Source organism: Tessaracoccus luoxuelianae (assembly GCF_054483915.1).
On record NZ_CM137013.1, the window covers coordinates 1,619,213 to 1,637,508 of the forward strand.

At 69.4% G+C, this 18,296-nt stretch carries 14 protein-coding genes; 5 read left to right on the forward strand and 9 right to left on the reverse strand.

The genetic code is table 11. The features are described from left to right. Positions 1-134 precede the first annotated feature (134 nt). The 4 genes from ACX1D1_RS07195 to ACX1D1_RS07210 all read right to left on the reverse strand — a co-directional run bounded on the left by ACX1D1_RS07195 (position 135) and on the right by ACX1D1_RS07210 (position 5,150). Positions 135-1,511, reverse strand: coding sequence for an HNH endonuclease signature motif containing protein (locus ACX1D1_RS07195; RefSeq protein ID WP_459056463.1), 1,377 nt, complete (start codon positions 1,509-1,511; stop codon positions 135-137). A 176-nt stretch (positions 1,512-1,687) separates the two neighbouring features. Continuing rightward, complete coding sequence (locus ACX1D1_RS07200) at positions 1,688-3,268, reverse strand: SGNH/GDSL hydrolase family protein (protein WP_459056464.1); 1,581 nt, start codon at positions 3,266-3,268, stop codon at positions 1,688-1,690. A gap of 147 nt (positions 3,269-3,415) precedes the next feature. After that, positions 3,416-4,063 carry a prepilin peptidase gene (locus ACX1D1_RS07205; RefSeq protein WP_459056466.1) on the reverse strand — a complete coding sequence of 216 codons (648 nt, stop codon included), beginning with the start codon at positions 4,061-4,063 and terminating at the stop codon, positions 3,416-3,418. A gap of 271 nt (positions 4,064-4,334) precedes the next feature. Then, positions 4,335-5,150 (reverse strand): SDR family NAD(P)-dependent oxidoreductase, encoded by an 816-nt coding sequence (locus tag ACX1D1_RS07210; protein WP_459056467.1) that lies wholly within the window; start codon positions 5,148-5,150, stop codon positions 4,335-4,337. A gap of 121 nt (positions 5,151-5,271) precedes the next feature. Here ACX1D1_RS07210 and ACX1D1_RS07215 point away from each other — a divergent pair, with 121 nt between their 5' ends. Then, a complete protein-coding gene (locus tag ACX1D1_RS07215) occupies positions 5,272-5,448 on the forward strand; it encodes a hypothetical protein (RefSeq protein ID WP_459056469.1) in 177 nt (58 codons plus the stop codon). A gap of 265 nt (positions 5,449-5,713) precedes the next feature. Here ACX1D1_RS07215 and ACX1D1_RS07220 read toward each other — a convergent pair whose 3' ends face one another. Next, positions 5,714-7,003, reverse strand: a complete 1,290-nt coding sequence (locus ACX1D1_RS07220; protein WP_459056470.1) for a dTDP-4-dehydrorhamnose 3,5-epimerase family protein — start codon at positions 7,001-7,003, stop codon at positions 5,714-5,716. Positions 7,004-7,117: 114 nt separating this feature from the next. Here ACX1D1_RS07220 and ACX1D1_RS07225 point away from each other — a divergent pair, with 114 nt between their 5' ends. After that, the gene (locus ACX1D1_RS07225; protein WP_459056471.1) at positions 7,118-8,326 is read left to right on the forward strand and encodes a winged helix-turn-helix domain-containing protein; all 1,209 of its coding nucleotides are present in this window, start codon (positions 7,118-7,120) and stop codon (positions 8,324-8,326) included. 110 nt (positions 8,327-8,436) lie between these two features. Here ACX1D1_RS07225 and ACX1D1_RS07230 read toward each other — a convergent pair whose 3' ends face one another. Then, positions 8,437-9,813, reverse strand: coding sequence for an HNH endonuclease signature motif containing protein (locus ACX1D1_RS07230; protein WP_459056472.1), 1,377 nt, complete (start codon positions 9,811-9,813; stop codon positions 8,437-8,439). Positions 9,814-10,083: 270 nt separating this feature from the next. Here ACX1D1_RS07230 and ACX1D1_RS07235 point away from each other — a divergent pair, with 270 nt between their 5' ends. From ACX1D1_RS07235 to ACX1D1_RS07245, 3 genes are all read left to right on the forward strand, one after another. Beyond that, positions 10,084-11,337 carry an ATP-binding protein gene (locus ACX1D1_RS07235; RefSeq protein WP_459056474.1) on the forward strand — a complete coding sequence of 418 codons (1,254 nt, stop codon included), beginning with the start codon at positions 10,084-10,086 and terminating at the stop codon, positions 11,335-11,337. A gap of 271 nt (positions 11,338-11,608) precedes the next feature. After that, entirely contained in the window at positions 11,609-12,787 is a 1,179-nt protein-coding gene (locus ACX1D1_RS07240) for an asparagine synthetase B family protein (RefSeq protein ID WP_459056475.1), read from the forward strand. Then, positions 12,784-13,164, forward strand: coding sequence for an asparagine synthase-related protein (locus tag ACX1D1_RS07245; RefSeq protein WP_459056476.1), 381 nt, complete (start codon positions 12,784-12,786; stop codon positions 13,162-13,164). The genes ACX1D1_RS07240 and ACX1D1_RS07245 overlap by 4 nt, the downstream gene beginning before the upstream one ends. A 95-nt stretch (positions 13,165-13,259) precedes the next feature. On the opposite strand, the gene ACX1D1_RS07250 is transcribed toward ACX1D1_RS07245, so the two are convergent. From ACX1D1_RS07250 to ACX1D1_RS07260, 3 genes are all read right to left on the reverse strand, one after another. Next, positions 13,260-14,180, reverse strand: coding sequence for an SWIM zinc finger family protein (locus ACX1D1_RS07250; protein ID WP_459056477.1), 921 nt, complete (start codon positions 14,178-14,180; stop codon positions 13,260-13,262). Then, complete coding sequence (locus ACX1D1_RS07255; protein WP_459056478.1) at positions 14,173-17,241, reverse strand: DEAD/DEAH box helicase; 3,069 nt, start codon at positions 17,239-17,241, stop codon at positions 14,173-14,175. The genes ACX1D1_RS07250 and ACX1D1_RS07255 overlap by 8 nt, the downstream gene beginning before the upstream one ends. 203 nt (positions 17,242-17,444) lie before the next feature. After that, positions 17,445-18,254, reverse strand: a complete 810-nt coding sequence (locus ACX1D1_RS07260) for a GAF and ANTAR domain-containing protein (protein ID WP_459056479.1) — start codon at positions 18,252-18,254, stop codon at positions 17,445-17,447. Between the last annotated feature and the right edge of the window lie 42 nt (positions 18,255-18,296).

Here is an 18,296-nt window from a genome sequence, read left to right on the forward strand (position 1 = left end):
GAGACCTTTCCCGCTGGCTGAGGTACAGCGGAGGGCCCCCTACCGCTGGCTGAGGTGCCGCGCAGCGGCCTCGAAGCCTCAGAGACGTGACCCCTCGGCCCTCGGCGACGTTTCGTTCCTGCTCTATCGGAATCCTACGGCCGACGGTGGACCTGGCCCGGCCGTCGATCACGACCGTGCAGATACAGCCGCATTCGTTTCGTCGGCGAGATCATCGGGTTGCGGGTGACCGGATCGAACGTGATGGTCCATTGGTCCGCCGCGTCGTTGAAGCGTTGTGGCTCCACGACGGCGTGGTGGTGGGCGCATAACAAGACCAGGTTTCCCATCGAGGTTGGCCCGCCGAGGTACCAGGGGATCACGTGATGGGCTTCGCAGGCTGTATCTGGTGCCGTGCAGTTGGGGAAGATGCAGCCACCGTCGCGGATGGTCAGCGCTTTGCGGAGGCCGCGGCTGACGAGGCGCTCAGTGAGGCCGAGGTCCAGCACCTCAGACCCGCCGCCGAGCACCACGGGCGTGAGGTCTGCGTCGCAGCACAGGCGACGCAGCTCCCCGGCGGAGATCCTCGTGCCCGAGGCCAGCACGCCGACGGCTTCGGCGCGACCGCGGAGGTCGGATTCCTGGATGGTGACCACGATCCGGGGCCGGTCTCCCGCGACAGTCGGGGCCCCGCGGTGCTCGCCCACCAGGGTGGTGAAAGCATCGGCGCGGCGCTGCTCCGGCGTGCGGCCCTGGTCTGCGGCCGCGTGATCGCGCAGTAGCTGCGGCCCGGGGCGCAGCGAACGGACACCGGTGAGCCGATCTCGCGCCGCTCGTCGATCCGCCTGGACGTAGGCCTCGACGGTGGCGATCAACGGTGCCGCGTCCACCGCGGGCAGCGACCCCCTGAACCACACCGAGCCGTCGCCGTCGTCCCCGTAGGAGAATGAGCGCTTCGCCTTCGCCCGCCGGGCCTGGGCCTCCATATCCGCGACCAGCTGTTCCCGGGTGGGCACCTGTTCCGGCGCAACCTCGGCCAGGACCAGCGGCGCCAGCTTCGACAACTCCCGCGGTGTGGTGGTGCCTGCCCGTCCGAGGAACGCCTCCTGCGCTCGCTCCAGCTGCTCCGCGGTCAGCGAGGCCGGAAGCTCTGCCATGCCCTTCGAGATGGCCACGGCATGCGCCGGAGACACCTCGCCGTCGAGCGCCGCCTGCTTCACATGGGAGTGGGCCGCGACATCCCGCGCCTGGAAGACCTGCGCTGCGGCTTCTTTCGTGTCACGCTGCTCCGACACCGCCAGAAACGACGTCAACGGCGTGCCGGCCGCCCGCATGGACGCCTGCGCCCGGTTGGCTTCGTCGGTCAGCACGAGGGCCAGCGTCCCCACTCGCTCCGACAGCCGCCGCGCACGCTGCATCAACCGCAGCCTCGCCGGGGCATCCAGCCCTGCGCGCTCGGCGTGATCCACCTGCGACAGCGTGGACTCCAGCGCATCGAGCGCCTGATCCGTGGTGAGCTGCCGTTGATGCATGCCCCCATTTTAATCGAACACAAGCGCCAACCCCAGCATCCGGAGCGACCGTTACCCAATCGTGATAATCGTACGCATGAACGAGCAGTGTGCCGTGTGAAGGCTCCCAGAAGCAGCGATGTCCTCGATCCTCTGGTTGGGATCCTGCTCTGGGGGCTGCCTTAAGAGCCCGCAGGTCAGCTGCGGCGTTGGCTGGCGCGACGCAGGAGTGCCCAGGCCACAGTGAAGATGCCGAGGGAGAGCAGGCCAGCGCCCGAGATCAGGGCCAGGGCGGTCGGGCTGATGAGCCATGCTCGCCAAGGTGCCAGCTCGGGCGGCGGCGCGGTCTCGGCCGGGCCCAGGTAGAGGGAGCGCCAGGTGCCGCTGGAGTCGAGCATGATGACGCTTCGCCAACCTTGGATCCCGGCGGTGGGCGTGCGGCCGAAGTCCAGCAGCGCTTCGCCGTCGGCGTCTGCCTTGACCGTCTCCCAGGCTTCGAACTCCCGCCGCATGCACACGGTGGAGCCCAGCTGCACGCCCGTGAGCAAGTATGTGGAAGTGGTCAGCGAAGCGTAGGACTGGGTCTTCGCCTGCGGGGCGCAGGGGTTGTCGCCGAGGTCGATCGGAAGTCCGGGGGGCACTATTCCGTCGGCGAGAATCGGTGGAAGGTCAGGCGGGGGGCCACTGGGCGGACCTTCGGGATCCATGGGCGTCGGGGGCTGACCGGCCATGTCCGCTGGACCGGGCGGGGGGCCGGCTGGGTCGTCCGGGATCGGTGGTGCGGGCGGCTCCTCGCCGCCAGGTGGCGGCTCGGGAACGCGTAGATCCTCCTGCAGCTGCGCGATCAGCTGTTGCGCCAGCAACGCATGGCCCGCCGGCGTCGGGTGGAAACTCCCTAGCACCACATGCATTGGATGCTGTGGAAAGGTCGGCGGCCACTGGAGGTGCCACTCGCGCAGGGCAGGCGCGGCTGTGTCGTCGCCACAGACCGCCCGCCGGGAGAACTCCTCTCCAGGGAGAACCACGGTGAACCCCTGCGTCTCTGCGGCGAGGAAGATCTCTCCGTTCAGACGATCAGTGAATCGGCGCAGGAACTGCACCTCGGAGGAAGTCAGGCCCACGCGCGGGCACTCCTGTAGCGAGGAGTCGAATGGCGTCGGGTAGCCCACTACGTAGACGATGGCAGAGGGGGCTGCTGCTCGGACCGCGGCGTACACGGAGCGGAGTCGTGGCTGCATGACCGCGGTCAGATTGTCGAACCAGTCCTGCGCCAGCGCCACGCAGGACTCGCCGATGCCCATGCAGTAGGCGATGATCTCAGCGAACAAGGCATCGTTTCCCCCAATGCTCAGCAGCACCACTCGGGCATCGGGATGCTCCTCGAGCACGCTGCGTTGAAGCGGCTCTCCGGGCCACTTGGTCGCCTCTGGGGTCTGTGGGACGTCAACTCCGAAGCCGACGTTGAACGTCTCGGCTCCCGAGCAGGCCGCGAACACCAGATTGAGGTCGAGTGCGTCGGCGACAGCCCGGGGGTAGGCCGTCGGCGCGCGCCGGCACTGATTCACTCCCGGCACATCGGTACCCACCTCGAATACCTCAGCGCCCTCACCGGAGATGTACGAGTCGCCGAGAGCCACCAGGGTGCCGCGATCACCAGTCCCCTCCTTCTCGGGCAATGGCGAGGCGCTGCCGTGGGAGATCCCAAACGCAAGGAATGCGCTGACCATGATCAGCCAGGCCAAGGCGGAGATGGCGAGGGCCTTGAGCACCGTCAGCATCTGATCGTCTCCCGTCGGTGAAGTGGGCCGTGAAGGCCGAATGGTCAGGATCGTCGCACTGTGGGGCCCGCGGGAGTGTGTATCGGGCGAAACAGCCGTAGTCACCGCCGGGCCAACAGGTGCGTGACAAGACGTATCGACGGCGACTCACGCCAGCCCCATCCACACCGCCGCGACAATCGGGCCCAACCACAACGCCGGTCCGTAAGGGAAGTACGCCGGCCGCCGCGAATCCCGCCGCGCCCACACCGCATGCCCGACGGCGTGCACGGCGCCCAGGGCGGTGCCGAAAAACAGCGACGCCGTCCACATCGACACCCCGCCCTGCCCGGCTACCGCCCCGATCAACAGCGCCAACCGCACATCCCCGAACCCCAGCCCGGGGGAGAGGTGCCACGCCAGATACAGCAACCCGAACGCCGCCAGCGCCCCGACGACGGCGCCCACCGCTGCCCAGATGTCGAGCACCGCGAGCGCGACCAGCCCGAGCACCATCGCCGCGACACCCACGTAGTGCAGTTGTCGTGGCAGGAACGTGGTCCGGAGGTCGATGTAGGCCAGGGGAGCGCCGATCCCGAGGTACGGCACCCACAGCCACCACAGCTCCGTCGGCAGCACCCACAGCACCGTCGCCGCCACGAACGCGGCCACGGAGACCCCCAGCACGCTCGACGGCGTGACCAGGAGGGCGAAGTCCGGCGCCTCGTCGTCGTCCAGGACGCGCACCCGCGGCACCGCGAACGCCATCACGACGGCGGCCACCACCGCGACCACCCCGGCAGCCACCCACACCATGCCCCGACCCTAGCCCCTGCCCAGTCCGCCCCCTGGTCAGTCCAAGCAGCCGCCCCGGCTGTCCCAGGGTCGGTGACCCAACGTCACCATCCGAGTGCGATTCCGGGGAGATGGCGCTGTATGCGGTCCATCTCCCCGGAATCTCACCGGGAATCAATGGCGGCCTCCGAACAATCCCTGCTCCGCGCCACCACTCGAAGTTTCAGCAGCATCGAAGTCGAAGTTTCAGCAGTCCGCGGGCCCTGCTTTCGAGGGCGCAAGGCATCCCGATTCAGCGGTCCAGCAGCGACCCCATCCGGTCAGAGATCAGCGCCATCGCCCGCTCCGGCGCCAACCGGGTGAACAGGTCCAGCATCTGCGCGTCCCGTCCCAGCGCGACACGGTAGCTCCCGCGCTCCATGCCCCGGATGATGAGCCGAGCCGCCTCCTCGGGGGAGGTGAGCTTCATCCGGCCCTGGCCCTCCGTTCCACCCGAGCCCCCGCCGGGCGTCGTCACCCCGCTGTTGGCCGTGATTCCCGTCCGCACCGCGCCGGGGAACACCACAGTCACCGCGACATTCGTCTCCCGCAACTCCGCATGCAACCCCTCGGTGAACATCTTCACAGCCGCTTTGCTCGCCCCGTACAGGGTCTGTCCGGGGATGGGGATGAATCCGCCCATGCTGGAGACGTTGACGACGGCGGCCTTCGGGCGCTTGAGTAGCTCGGGCAGGAACGCCTTCGTCATGGCGACGACACCCCAGAAGTTCACGTCGAGGACACGGTCGATGTCCTCGAACGAGAGGTCCACCACTTTCACGAACCGCTGGATGATCCCTGCAACGTTGAGCAGCCCGTCCACCTGCCCGTGCGCCTGGATGACGGCCCCGGGCAGCGCCGCGACGGCGGCCCGGTCGGTGACGTTGAGCGCGTGCAGCGTCAACCGGTGCCCCTCTCGCCCAGCGAGCTCGCGTGTCTCCTCCAGTTTGGCGGCGTTGAGGTCGACCGCGGCCACCTCGGCCCCCTTGCGCAGGAGTCCGAGTACCACCTGGCGCCCGATTCCCTGTCCGCCTCCCGTGACGACGAAAACCTTGCCGTTGATCTGCATGCCGGATCCTCCATCAGTTCTGCCGGATCGTCATCGACCCGGACTCTGCTCGTCGGCCCCCGGCCGAGTGTTAAAGCTTACCGGACAGAAGTGTCCGGTAGGAAGGTCGGGCCTGCAGCTCGTGAAGCCTTGGATCATCTCGCAGCAGGGCGGGACGGTGGTCAACATGCGCCCCGACGCCGAGGATCAGATATACCGTGACAAGGCCGTGAACTACGGCTGGCTGCTTGTCATCTCGGCCGACGGCAAGGTGGAGGTCAACGTCAAGGACGCGCCAAGGACTCCTCGGAGCGCCTGATCGAGCAGGTCAATTCCGGCGCCCTCAAGGGCGTCAAGGAGATTGCCGAGAAGGCCAAGGAGCTCCTGGGCGGCGCAAGGTGAAGCCGGAGACCGCTTAGCCCGGAGAGGTAACGTTTATGGCGGCGGAAAGGTAACGTTTGACACCCCGTATTGGTATCGACGCTGGTTGAGGTGCCGCGCAGCGGCCCCGCCAGCTCGGTCCCTGAGGAGGCGCGCCGCCGAAGGCGCGAGTGCCGTCTCGAAGGGTCGTAACTCGAACTTCCCTACCGCCGCGACACTAAGGTCTCCAACACCCCCACAACCACTGACAAGTGCCCGTCGATCTCACGAGCCGCGACACTCGCCGCCTCCTGCCCCCGACGGTACGGGTCGCGCACCTCGTCGCCCTCCTGCACCGTCCGGTTGCTCCACAGGTGCCCGGCCAAACCCTCCAGGGTGACATCCCCAGGAAGCTCAGCCAGCACCCGGGACGCATGCCCGATCACGTACGTCTTCCGCCCCGCCGCCGGCCACTCGTCGAGCAGGTAGCGCCTGTGCTCGCCCGCCATGGTGAGGATGAGGTCGGCGTCCTCCACGAGGTCGCGGGTGACCTGCCGCGCCCGGTGCGCCCCCGGCTCCCCGTCGACCTTCAGCTCCTGCGCCATGGGCGGGTCGATGCCCTCCCCGACGAGGGCACGCGTGCCCGCCGACGAGAATTGAACCCCGGCCGGCGCCACCGCGTTGGCCGCGACATCCGCGTACGCCGAGCGGCAGATGTTGGCCGTGCACACGAACAGCACCTTGTATGCCCGACGGCGGGGCGAGGAGGGCGCAGCGGGGGAGTCCGCCTCCTCCCGACGCGGGGCAGCGTCGGCCCACCGCCCGAAGCCGCGTTGCGCATCGCCCGACCCACTCGACCCGCCAGACCGACCGGACCCGCCAGACCCAAACGACCCGTCCGCGTCCCCGCCGTCGCCCACAGGACCAGGATCCGTCCCTCGAGCGCCCCGCTGAGCGTCGACGGCCGGCTGCTCCCTCCGGCCTGCCACGCGGAAGGGCACGGCGTCCGCGAGCATCGGGTTGGCGGCGTCGTCGGGGGAGACGGTGGCCCGGCGCTCGGGGATGGGCCAGGGGATGTCCAGGGCGGGGTCGAACAGATTGACGGTGGAGTACCGGGCCCGAGCCTCGGGGGTCCAGTGCTGGTCGAGGAGGGTGGTGAGGGTGGTGTCGTCCTCGAGGATCTGCACCGAGTTCGCCACGCCCCTGGGGACGAAGACGGCGGTGTCGGCGTCGAGCTCGGCCGTGACCACGGCGCCGTACGACTCCCCGGGGCGCAGGTCCACCCATGCGCCGAACGCCCGCCCCCGCACCACGGTGATCAGCCGGTCCCAGGGCTCGGCGTAGAGCCCGCGCGTGATGCCGCTGCGGTGGAAGTGGCGAACGTTGTGCTGCACAGGCCGGAAGTGACGCAGCCCGAGCACGCTCATCCTGGCCTCGTTCCAGGCCTCCGCGAACCAGCCGTCCTCGTCGCGTTGCACGGTCAGCGGCACGAAGGTCAGCCCCGGGATCTCCATCCCCTGACCCTACCCTTACTCGCTGGTTGGGCCTGGCGCGCGCGGAGCGCCGCGACCCGCGTCGAAACCGCCTGGCGCCCGGTGCAGCGACCCAACCACCAATACGCTGTCCCAATGCCGCGACACCTGAGTCTCCCCGAAGCCAGACGCGTCGCCATCACCGCCCAGGGCCTCGCCGCCCCGCGCCCAGCAACCCCCACCACAGCAGCCATCACCAGAGTGATCGCCAAAATGGGCGTCCTCCAGCTCGACACCGTCAACGTCTTCGAGCGCTCCCACTACCTCCCCCTCCTGGCGCGCCTGGGCCCGTACCCCAAGGCCACGCTCGACGCCCTCCTCCACCACGACACCCCGAAGCCCCGCCTCGGCCGCTACACCGAGTACCTGGCCCACGAGGCCACCATCATCCCCGTCACCGACTGGCCCCTGTGGCACTGGCACCGCACCGCCCCGAAGCGCCCCGGCTTCGAGAACTGGGCCACCGAACACCAGTCCCTGATCGCCGACGTCCTGGCCGAGTTCGCCGACCGCGGCCCGCTGCGCATCCGCGATCTGGACCATCCGGAGAACGTGTCGCTCGGCGGCGGCTGGTGGAACAAGAACGACGTCCACTGGGCCGCGCAGTACCTGTTCCACACCGGCGAGCTGGTCACCGTCGGCCGCCAACGCTTCGAGCGCTTCCTCGCCCCTGCGGCCACCACACTCCCACCCCAGGCCCTCGCCCCAATCCCGAAGCCAGACGCCGTCCGCGAGCTCATCCGCCGCGCCGCCGTCGCTCACGGGGTGGCCACCCTGGAGGATCTGGCCGACTACCCGCGGCTCAAGACCGCAACCGCCCGCCAGGCCGTCGACGACCTCACAGCCGTCGGCATCCTCGAGCCCGTCACCGTCGACGGCTGGGCGAAGCCCGCCTGGATGCCCGCCGGCCAGCGCGTCCCCCGGCGAGTGGAGGCGGCGGCGCTGCTCAGCCCGTTCGACCCGCTGGTCTGGTTCCGCCCCCGCGCGGAGCGGCTGTTCGACTTCCACTACCGCATCTCCATCTACACGCCCAAGGAGCAGCGCGAGCACGGCTACTACGTCCTACCGGTGCTGCTCGACGACCAGATCGTGGCCCGCGTGGACCTCAAGAGCGACCGCAAGGCGGGCGTCCTGCGCGTCCAGCACGCCCACATCGAGCCCGCCCAGCAGGGGAGGATCGACGAGGTGGCCAGCCGGGTCGCGCCCCTCCTGTCCGAGGCCGCCCAGTGGCAGGGGCTGTCGGACGTCGCGGTCACGGGCCCCGGCACCCTAGCCCCCGCCCTGGCAAGACTTACAGTTGGCTGAGGCGCCGCGCAGCGGCCTCGAAGCCTCGGAAACTCAGACGGACACGGTCACCCGTCCGAGGTTTCGAGGCCCGGGCCCGGCCTCCTGTCCGCGCCGAGGCGCGCGAGAACCTACGGGCGTCGCGGATCCCGGCCAGGTCGTCGGCCGTTGCCGCTCAAGTAGAGCTGCATCCGTTTCGTCGGTGCGATGACTGGTTTCCGCGTGACCGGGTCGAAGGTGATGGTCCATTGGTCCGCGGTGTCGTTGAAGCGCTGCGGTTCGACCACCGCGTGGTGGTGTGCGCAGAGGAGGACCATGTTCCCCAGCGACGTGGGCCCGCCGAGATACCAGGGGACCACGTGATGGGCTTCGCAGGCGACGGCCGGGGTGGTGCAGTTGGGGAAGATGCAGCCGCCGTCGCGAATGGTCAACGCCTTGCGGAGGCCGGGGGTGACGAGCCGCTCGGTGAGCCCGAGGTCCAGCACCTCGGACCTGCCGCCGAGCACCACGGGGGTGAGGTCTGCGTCGCAGCACAGCCTGCGCAGGTCCCCGGGCGCGACCACCGCGTCGGAGGCCAACACGCCGACGGCCTCGGCGCGCTCGCGTAGGTCTGACTCCTGGATGGTGACGACGATCCGGGGCCGGTCTCCGGCCACCGTCGGCGCCCCGCGATGCTGGGAGACCATCACCGTGAACGCGTCCGCCCGGCGCTGCTCGGGGGTGCGGCCCTGATCCGCCGCCGCGTGATCGCGCAGCACCTGCGGGCCGGGGCGCAGCGAACGGACACCAGTGAGCCGATCCCGCGCCGCCCGTCGATCGGCCTGCACGTAGGCCTCGACGGTGGCGATCAGCGGCGCCGCGTCCACGGCCGGCAGCGACCCGCGGAACCAGACAGAGCCGTCGCCGTCGTCGCCGTAGCTGAACGACCGCTTCGCCTTCGCTCGCCGCGCCTGCGCCTCCACGTCTGCCACGCGCTGCTCCGCTGTGGGCAGCTGCTCCGGCGCGACCTCCGCCAGCACCACCGGTGCCAGCTTCGACAACTCCCGCGGCGTGGTGCTCCCGGCCCTGCCGAGGAACACCTCCTCCGCCCGCTGCAGTTGCTCTGGGCTCAAGGTGGCCGGCAGCTGCGCCATGCCCTTCGTGATGGCCATGGCGTGGGCGGGGGAGACGTCGCCGTCGAGCGCGGCCTGCTTGACCTGGGGGTGGGCCGCCACATCGCTCGCCCGGAACACCTGCGCGGCCGCTTCTCTGGTATCGCGCTGCTCACTCACCGCGAGGAAGGACGTCAAGGGGGTGCCTGCCGCCCTCATGGACGCCTGCGCCCGGTTGGCCTCGTCTGTCAGCACGTGGGCCAGCGACTCAAGCCGCTCCGACAGCCTCCGTGCCCGCTGCATCAGCTGGAGCCTGGCTGGCGCATCAAGCGCCGCCCGCTCGGCGTGATCAACCAGCGACAGCGTGGATTCAAGCGCGGTGAGCGCCTGTTCCGTGGTGAGCCGCCGTTGGTGCATGGCCCCATTTTAATCGAACAAACGTGCCCGTCCAAGCCGCACGGGACGACTGTTACCCGATCGTGATAATCGCACAAGTGGGCTGCTGTTGGTCTGGACTCACCCGAGACAATCGGAGTGACAAGGACCTCTCTCCTTCCCGCACCCCTGCCCACGGTGTAACTCCTGCGTCCTGCACTCTGCAGACTGTCAACGATAAGTACTGCAAAGTGTCAACGTTGAGTTCTGCAAAGTGTAAACTCTCGTCATGCAACCCAGATCGGAGGCATTGTGGATTACCTCCCCCGAATCCTCGATGACCTTCTGAAGAAGCGGCTTCAATCCGCCGGCGCGGTCCTCATCGAGGGGCCGAAGGCCTGCGGCAAGACGCGCAGCGCCGAGCGGGCAGCCGCCAGTGCCGTCTACCTGGACCGCGATGAAGCAGCTATCCGTGCGCTGGACGTTGACCCGGGACTCGTACTGGGCGGACCTTCGCCGCGATTGGTCGACGAATGGCAGCTGGACGGCACCCGCTTGTGGAATCACGTGCGGGCTGAGGTGGACCGGCGAGGGAAGCCCGGGCAGTTCATCCTCACCGGGTCGGCTGTGCCGAATGACGACGTGCGCCGCCACTCCGGCGCGGGGCGTTTCGCGCGTCTCGTGATGCGTCCGCTCACCCTCTTCGAGTCGTCCGATTCCACGGGCGCCATGTCCCTCCGCGCGCTGCTGGCCGGCGAGCGACGCACGTCGCCTGCCGACACTGTCACCCCTGAGCACGCCGCAGAGCTCATCGTCCGGGGTGGGTGGCCCATCAACCTCGGCTTGTCGGTCCAGGATGCGTCTGCGGCCAACCGCGACTATCTGCGCACCGTCGCCGAAGTGGACCTTCGACGGATCGCGGGACCTCGGCGAGACCCGGCTCGAGTACTGCGGTTCATCCAGGCGCTCGCCCGGAACACTGCGATGGAACACGTGGTGACCAGGTTGTCGGCGGAGGCTGATGGCCCAGACATCTCGCTCTCGCGTCCCTCGGCGCACGAGTACCAGGATGCACTGGCCAGGCTCATGCTCCTGGAGGTCCAACCGGCCTGGTCCACGCACCTGCGATCGCGGGCGAGGCTGCGTGAAAGGGCACGCACGCATCTCGTCGACCCGTCTCTGGCTGCCGCCGCACTCGACGCCAGCCCCGCGAAGCTCCTCCGCGATCTCAACACTCTGGGCTTGCTGTTCGAGTCACTCGCGGTCCGCGATGTCCGCGTATACGCCGAGGCGGCGGACGCGTCCGTGTACCACTACAGAGACTCTGACGGGCTTGAGGTCGACATCATCGTCGAGTCCAGTGATGGGACCTGGGGCGCGTTCGAGGTGAAACTGGGTGCGGGGCAGGTGGACCGGGCGGCTGCATCGCTGTTGAGCTTCGCTGCGAAGGTCGACACGGTGAAGGTGGGGGAGCCGGCCGCGCTAGGGGTGATCACCGCTGGCGGCTACGGCTACACCAGGCCCGACGGGGTGGTCGCCATCCCGATCGGCGCGCTGGGGCCCTGATCGACCAGCAGCCAGCCCTCGCCACGCGGCATCCCCGCTCCCACCTCCTCTGACGGCGAACGTCTATTCCCTCTCCCACCCCGTCTGGGTTAGGGTGCTCGATGAGTCAAGAAGCTGGCTCACTGCCCCGCGGTTGGGGTGGCCGCTTCTGCGACCCTTCCTCCCCGCGACATGTCAGGGGAGCCGACGAGTGTCTCCCCTCCTGCTGGAAGGTGAGACCTGTGCGCATTCTTGGTTCAGACCGACGACAACCCGCGCCACACCCGGCGCCATGAGCGGCCTCGCGGGGGCCGTGACCCTCGGGCGCGGGGTTCGGCCGGACGTCGACACGGTCAGCCGGATGCTGGAGGCCCTGGAGGGCCGACGGTGGGGGCCGCGGCGGATCTGGGGCGACGGGCACGCGGTGCTCGCCTACCGCTACGCCGGAACCCCGGACTGCAGCGATCTGCAGCCCGTCGTCGACGTCGACTCCGGAATCGCGATCGTCGCGGACGCGCACCTCGGCAACCGCGACAGGCTCCGTCGGCAGCTGGGCGCCACCCGCGACGGCGACGCCCACCTGATCCTGGCCGCCTACGCCCGCTGGGGTGAGGCCTTCGTCGAGCACCTGGACGGCGAGTTCGCGGTGGTGCTGGTGGACCGGGCCAAGCGGAAGGTGCTGCTGGCCAGGGACGCCCTGGGGGTGAAGCCGCTGTATGTGGCCGACACCCCCGCCGGCCTGCTGTTCGCCTCCACCCTCCCGGCGGTGCTGGCGGCTGGGGGAGTGGACACCTCGATCGATCCGGAGGCGCTGCATCACTACCTGAGCCGGAGTTCGGTGGTGCCGGCGCCGCGGACCATCGTGAAGGGGGTCCGCAAGCTCCCTCCCGCGACGCTGCGGGTCATCGACGTCGACGGCACCCGCGACCGCGTCTACTGGCGGCCGGACTCCCAGGACGACGGCGACCTCGAGCGATGGTCGCAACACGAGTGGCATGAGGCCGCCCATGAGGCCCTGCTCTCGGCGGTCCGGAGCCGGCTGCCGGGGTCCGGGCCGGTGTCAGTGCTGCTGTCGGGAGGGCTGGACTCGAGCCTGCTGGTGGCCCTGCTCGCCGACTGCCATCGGGGCGAGGTCAACACGTTCAGCATCGGCTTCGACAGCTCGGAGGACGTTCCCGGCGACGAGTTCGAGTACTCCAGCGTGGTGGCCAGACGCTTCGGCACCACCCACCACTGCCTGCACATCCCCACCGCCGAGCTGGTGCCGGCGGTGGCCGCCGCGGTGGAGGACATGGCCGAGCCGATGGCCGCCCACGAGGCGCCCGCGTTCCACCTGCTGGCCCGTCACGCCTCGGAGCACACCGACACCGTGATGTCCGGGCAGGGCGCCGACGAGGTCCTCGGCGGCACCGTGGACCACCGCAATGGTTTCGGGCGGAGCTCGAGCCGCTCGGGGACGCTGTGCGGATGACCAGGGTGTGGGGGGTGGAGGCGACGATGCCGTTCCTTGACCGGCACCTGCTGGAGCTGGCGGCCCACCATCCCCAGGGGGAGCGGGGCGGGTCCGACGTGTTGGCGACTCTGGGCCGTCGCCTGCTGCCCGACGGCGTGGTGCACCGCCCGAAGGGGCACCTGCTGCTGCCGGCGTTGATGAACCTGGACGGCCCGGTGCTGGGCCTGGTGCGCGACACGCTCTCCTCGCAGGCGGCCCGGGGCCGGGAGATCCTGCAGCCTCAGGTGATGGAGACGCTGCTGGCGGCGCAGCGGGGGAGTTCGCTCCCGGCCGGCGTCAACGGCTTGTGGCAGCTGACCGTGTTGGAGATGTGGTTGCAGCGCCACCGCGTCTGACGCGGGCCATCGGCAGTTCGCCGGTGGTGATGATCTCGTCGGCGATGACGGACATCTTCAGGAAGGATGCACACCCACTCTCGGGCTACTCGAATCTACTCTAAACCGCTTAGAGTAGATTCGAGTGGCCTTGGCCTCCCGGGGCGCCTCAGGCGTCGCTGCGAGGGATTCCCCGCCGTCGGGTGGCTGCCGTCCTGGAGAGCCGCGAATTCGTCGTAGGCGGGGCGTAGCACCTCGGCCAGCGGGCGGCCGCGCACCGTGACCGGCACGCGGGGGAGCTGATCCAGCAGGTTCGGCCCGGTCACGGTAGGCGACCGGAGCGACGGCGCCGCGGCAACGTAGAACACCTCGAGCAGCTCCGTCAGCGGCGTTACCGCATCCGAACCCTCCGAGCCCTCCGAGCCCTCCGAGTCGTCGGAGACGACGGCGTCGAGGCGGGAGAGCAGATCCTCCCTGTCGCGGCCACGCCAGGCGAGGATCTCGAAGGGATCGGCATCGAATCGTTCGGCAAGCAGGTAGAACACCGCGGCCAGATGCTTGCAGGGCACGCTCCAGTCAGGGCACGAGCAATCCAGCGACAGGTCGTCGGCGCTCTGCGGGAACAGCGCCAGGCCGAGACACTCGAAGACCCCCTCAATGTCGGGCGGCATCTCACCTGCCAGGAGCTGTGCGACGAACCAGGCATCGGCGGCCAGCGCCTCCTCAACCCTTGCCCACTGGTCCTTCCCGTACGCCGTGACCCCGATGCGCACCCGGTACGGGCGGGCGCGTGAACCCTGGACGGCGGCGCTCACCTGCCCGGGGCTCAGCTCGAGTGAGATCACCTGGCCCCGACGGGCGTAGTTGCGGCCCCTGGACAGCCGACCCCCTATCCCGGTGTCCTCAAGCACCTGGATGAAGCGGGTGGACCACCAGGTGTTGGCGATCTTCCCCCGAGCACTCCTCGCCCGCAAGCCACCCTCGACGGCGCGAGGCGTCGACGGCGGGAAGAACCGTGGATCGAAGCCGCTACTCACCGACGGCGTCCTTCGACAGGGCGAACAGGTCGCGCAGCTGGGCGGAGGACAGCTCGGTCAGCCACGCTTCGCCGTCGCCGACGACCATGTTCGCCAGTTCCTTCTTCTCGTCGATCATCTGATCGATGCGCTCCTCCAGTGTGCCGGTGCCGATGAACTTGCGCACCTGGACGTTGCGTTTCTGACCGATCCGGAACGCCCGGTCCGTGGCCTGGTCCTCCACGGCGGGGTTCCACCACCGGTCGAGGTGGATGACGTGGTTCGCGGCCGTCAGGTTCAGCCCGGTTCCGCCGGCCTTCAGCGACAACACGAACAGGGGTGAACCCTCGCCTGATTGGAACCGCTCGACGAGTTCACTGCGCCGCTCGCGCGAGGTGCTGCCCGACAGGTAGGCGGGGTCGGTGTCGAAGCGCGCCGCGAGGTGCGGCACGAGCAGCTCGGCGAACTCGGTGTACTGCGTGAAACACAGGACGCGGTCGCCCTCGGCGAGGATCTCGTCGAGGATGTCCTCCAAGCGGATGATCTTGCCGGAGCGTCGGCCGATCGGGGAGCGGTCATGCAGCAGCTGCGCCGGGTGATTGCAGACCTGCTTGAGCTTGGTCATCGCCGCGAGCACGTTGCCGCGCCGCTCGATGCCCTCGGATCCCTCGATCCGCTGCATCATCTCGTCGACCACCGCCTGGTACAGGGAGGCCTGCTCGACCGTGAGTCTGTAGTGCTGTTTGATCTCGATCTTCTCGGGCAGGTCGTCGATGACGGCCGGATCGGTTTTGACCCTGCGCAGGATGTAGGGGCGGGTCACGCGTCGCAGCAGCTTGGCGGCGTCGTCGTCGCGGTGGCGCTCGATCGGGGTCGAGAAGCGGGCGCGGAACAGCTCGGGCGAGCCGAGGACGCCGGGGTTGAGGAAGTCCATGATGGACCACAGCTCGGTGAGCCGGTTCTCCACCGGTGTCCCGGTGAGGGCGATGCGCTGGCCGGCCTGCAGGCGGCGCACGGCCTTGGCGGTACGCGACAGCCGGTTCTTGATGGCCTGAGCCTCGTCGAGCACCACCCGCTCCCACTCGACCTCCGCGAGCTGGTCCATGTCGTTCAGGGCGGTGGCGTAGGTGGTCACGACGATGTCGGTGCCGGCCAGGGCGGCGGTGAGGTCCTCGTCCCGCAGCCGCTCCGGGCCGTGGTGCGCGTGCACCCTCAGCGCCGGCGCGAACCTGGCCGCCTCGGCCTCCCAGTTGCCGATGAGCGACATCGGGCACAGGAGCAGGGTGGGGGCCGTCGGGCTGTCTGCGCTGTCTGCGGCACGGTGGCGGGCCGTCGACTCGAGGGCGAGGAGCTGAATGGTCTTGCCGAGTCCCATGTCGTCGGCGAGGCAAGCGCCCAGCCCTAAACGGCCGAGGAAGGAGAGCCAGTCCAAGCCGCGGTGCTGGTACGGCCTCAGCGTGGCGGTGAAGCTGTCTGGCGGCTCGATGCCGGTCACTGTGTCGGGCACGGTGCCGACGAGCACGTCGCCCAGCCAACCTTCGGCAGCCACGTCCGTCAGAGGAAGGGGTAGCTCGAGGTCGTCGGGATGGCTGAGCGCGAGGGTGAGCAGTTCGGCGGCGGACCGGCGGCCGGTGCCTTCGCTGCGCAGGAACTCCAGGCCACGCGCCAGCTGGGCGGGATCGATGGCCACCCATTGGCCGCGGAGTTGCACGAGCGGGGACTTCGCGGCGGAGAGCACCGCGATCTCATCGTCACTCAGCCCGTGTTCCCCGACGGCAAGGTCCCAGCGGAACTCGCACAACTGATCGCGCCCGAACCCGAAGCCAGTCTCACCGTGGTCCGACGGTGTGGCGCTGAGGCGCAGCCCCACGCGGGCGGGCCGACGCCACCAGGCGGGGAGCAGAACTTCGAAGCCGGCTTCGTCGAGGGCGGTGGCGCCCTGGGTGAGGAAGTCGTAGGTGGCCTCGGCGTCGAGGCTGAGGCCGGATGGCTGGGCCTGTCGGAGCCCGGCCTCCAAGCGGGGGAACGCGCGCTGGGCACGGGCGAGCTCGGTCAGCAGTACCTCGCGTGGTCGTTCCAGCCAGCGGGCCAGGGAGCCGTCGCCGCCCCAGATGCGCGGGGCGTCGACCAGCAGGCTCGGATCAGTGCGCGAGCGCAGCAGGAACTCCAGTTCCCAGGTGGGTGCCGCTGCCGCGTCCGGGCCTGCGTCGGCCGCGGGCGGGGCGGTCGCCGGTTGAGCGTCGAGAAATGCGTCCTCCGGCGAAGCGTGCACGTTCGGGTCTCGCAGCCGCAGGACGAGCTGCGCCGGGCCGGGGGTTTCCACGCGGGCGTCGGCCCACGGTTGCAGTCGCTCGTCGAGCTCTCGTAGCTCGTCGGGGTCGGCGTCGAACCGTGCATCCGGCCCGGTGAGGGCCTCCACCCATGCCTCCGCGGCGGGCAGCCGAGCGGGGCGCCGGCCTCGTCGTGGCGGAAGGATCGATCCCACCAGCTGTGTGCGGGCGAGCGCGTCGGCGATGGTGTCCAGCGCCTCTGAGACGAGCGTGGCGGCACTGGAGGTTGGGCTCGCGGCGCGGACGGACGGGGGAGCGGCGGCGATGAGCGCTACCGCTGCCGCGGCGTCCTGCCCCGTCAGCACGGCTCTCCAGCGCGCCTCGGGACATGCCTGGGCGTTCGCGAGAGCGGGCAGCACCCGCCCACGTTCGACGAGCTCGGCGGCGTAGCGGGCCACGTCGAACAGGTGTCGCAGCGACGGGGCGGGGCGCACGTCGACGTCCTGCCACTGTCCGGGTGGGGTGTCAGCTGCGGCGGGGTCGACGAGGGGGGCGAGGCTGGTTTCGACCTTCGCCGGGTCCAGCATGAGCACCGGGACCCTCCACTCAAGCGCCGAGGGCCGGGTGGCGGGCTGCCGTCGCGGCGTGATGCGGAACAGGACAGGCGAATCCAAGGGCGCCTTCCGCAGTGATGGCAGGAGAACCGTCGCCGTCGAGGGAGTTCCGGGAACCAGGGCCTCGAGCGCCGCCGTGGTGGCGGCGAAGGGGTGCGGGCGGGCTTGCCGCAGGGCCTGGCTCGGGCTGGTGATCATCGCCTCCGAGTCTTCGGCCCACACTGCGGCGCTCCGTTTTCCGGGAATCCAGAGGGCGTGGAGAACGAGCACGCTGGTGGGCCTCCCTGATCGCGTCGGCAGTTGCGCGCCCCAGTTTAGGGCGCCCGCGTTCCATCTCCTGCAGCCTCAGGTGATGGAGGCGCTGCTGGCGGCGCAGCGGGGGAGCCTGCTTCCGGCCGGGGTCAATGGGTTGTGGCAGTTGACCGTGTTGGAGATGTGGTTGCAGCGCCACCGCGTCTGACGCGGGCCATCGGCAGTTCGCCGGTGGTGATGATCTCGTCGGCGATGACGGACATCTTCAGGTTGGAGTGTTGGCTCGCCAGCCGCATGAGGTTGAGGGCGGCGTCGCGGCTGATGGAGTGGCGGCCCATGAGGACGCCCATCGCCATGGCGATCTCCCGGTTGGTGCGCAGCGCGCTCTCCAACTGCTCGGCCTTGGACTGGCTCAGCGCGATCGAGGTGCCCATGGCGGCGAACGTCGACACCACCGCCGCCTCGCCCGAGTTCGCCCTGTCGCGGAAGGCGTCTTCGGTGTCCGCGTACAGGTTCAGGCTCGCGATGGTGCGGTCCTGATCCATGAGGTGGAGGGGTTGGGCGAAGATGCTGCGCACGCCCATCTTTCGGGCGCTTGCGGTGTATTCCGGCCAGCGGTTCTCGTGACGGAGGTCGGGCACCATGAAGGGGGTGTCGTGTTTGATGGCGTCCAGGCAGGGCCCTGAGCCGAAGGCGTACTGCAGGAGGTCCAGTTGGAGTGAGAAGTCGTCGCTGACCACCAGAGAACGGAACTCGTCTCCGTCCTGAAGCGTGATGGTGCCCCATTGCGCGCCCGCCATCTCGATTGCGGCCTCCACCAACGCGTTGGCCAGGGGCTTCTCCGTCGCCCGGAGGCGGTCCGACAACTGGTCGAACTGCGCCGCCACCTCGGCGAAGGTCAGGAACCCGTCGAACTCCGATCCGTCCAGGCCAGAGTGATCCGTCACCTGCTCAGCCATCCGATCACCACCCTCAGGGTGAAGTCCAGAGCCACGGCGGCC

What these genes read in the sequence shown, in the direction of transcription:
- ACX1D1_RS07195 (WP_459056463.1), bottom strand. Translation starts at nt 1,511, where the DNA reads ATGCATCAACGGCAGCTCACCACGGATCAGGCGCTCGATGCGCTGGAG.
- ACX1D1_RS07200 (WP_459056464.1), bottom strand. Translation starts at nt 3,268, where the DNA reads ATGCTGACGGTGCTCAAGGCCCTCGCCATCTCCGCCTTGGCCTGGCTG.
- ACX1D1_RS07205 (WP_459056466.1), bottom strand. Translation starts at nt 4,063, where the DNA reads ATGGTGTGGGTGGCTGCCGGGGTGGTCGCGGTGGTGGCCGCCGTCGTG.
- ACX1D1_RS07210 (WP_459056467.1), bottom strand. Translation starts at nt 5,150, where the DNA reads ATGCAGATCAACGGCAAGGTTTTCGTCGTCACGGGAGGCGGACAGGGA.
- ACX1D1_RS07220 (WP_459056470.1), bottom strand. Translation starts at nt 7,003, where the DNA reads ATGGAGATCCCGGGGCTGACCTTCGTGCCGCTGACCGTGCAACGCGAC.
- ACX1D1_RS07225 (WP_459056471.1), top strand. Translation starts at nt 7,118, where the DNA reads ATGCCGCGACACCTGAGTCTCCCCGAAGCCAGACGCGTCGCCATCACC.
- ACX1D1_RS07230 (WP_459056472.1), bottom strand. Translation starts at nt 9,813, where the DNA reads ATGCACCAACGGCGGCTCACCACGGAACAGGCGCTCACCGCGCTTGAA.
- ACX1D1_RS07240 (WP_459056475.1), top strand. Translation starts at nt 11,609, where the DNA reads ATGAGCGGCCTCGCGGGGGCCGTGACCCTCGGGCGCGGGGTTCGGCCG.
- ACX1D1_RS07245 (WP_459056476.1), top strand. Translation starts at nt 12,784, where the DNA reads ATGACCAGGGTGTGGGGGGTGGAGGCGACGATGCCGTTCCTTGACCGG.
- ACX1D1_RS07255 (WP_459056478.1), bottom strand. Translation starts at nt 17,241, where the DNA reads ATGATCACCAGCCCGAGCCAGGCCCTGCGGCAAGCCCGCCCGCACCCC.
- ACX1D1_RS07260 (WP_459056479.1), bottom strand. Translation starts at nt 18,254, where the DNA reads ATGGCTGAGCAGGTGACGGATCACTCTGGCCTGGACGGATCGGAGTTC.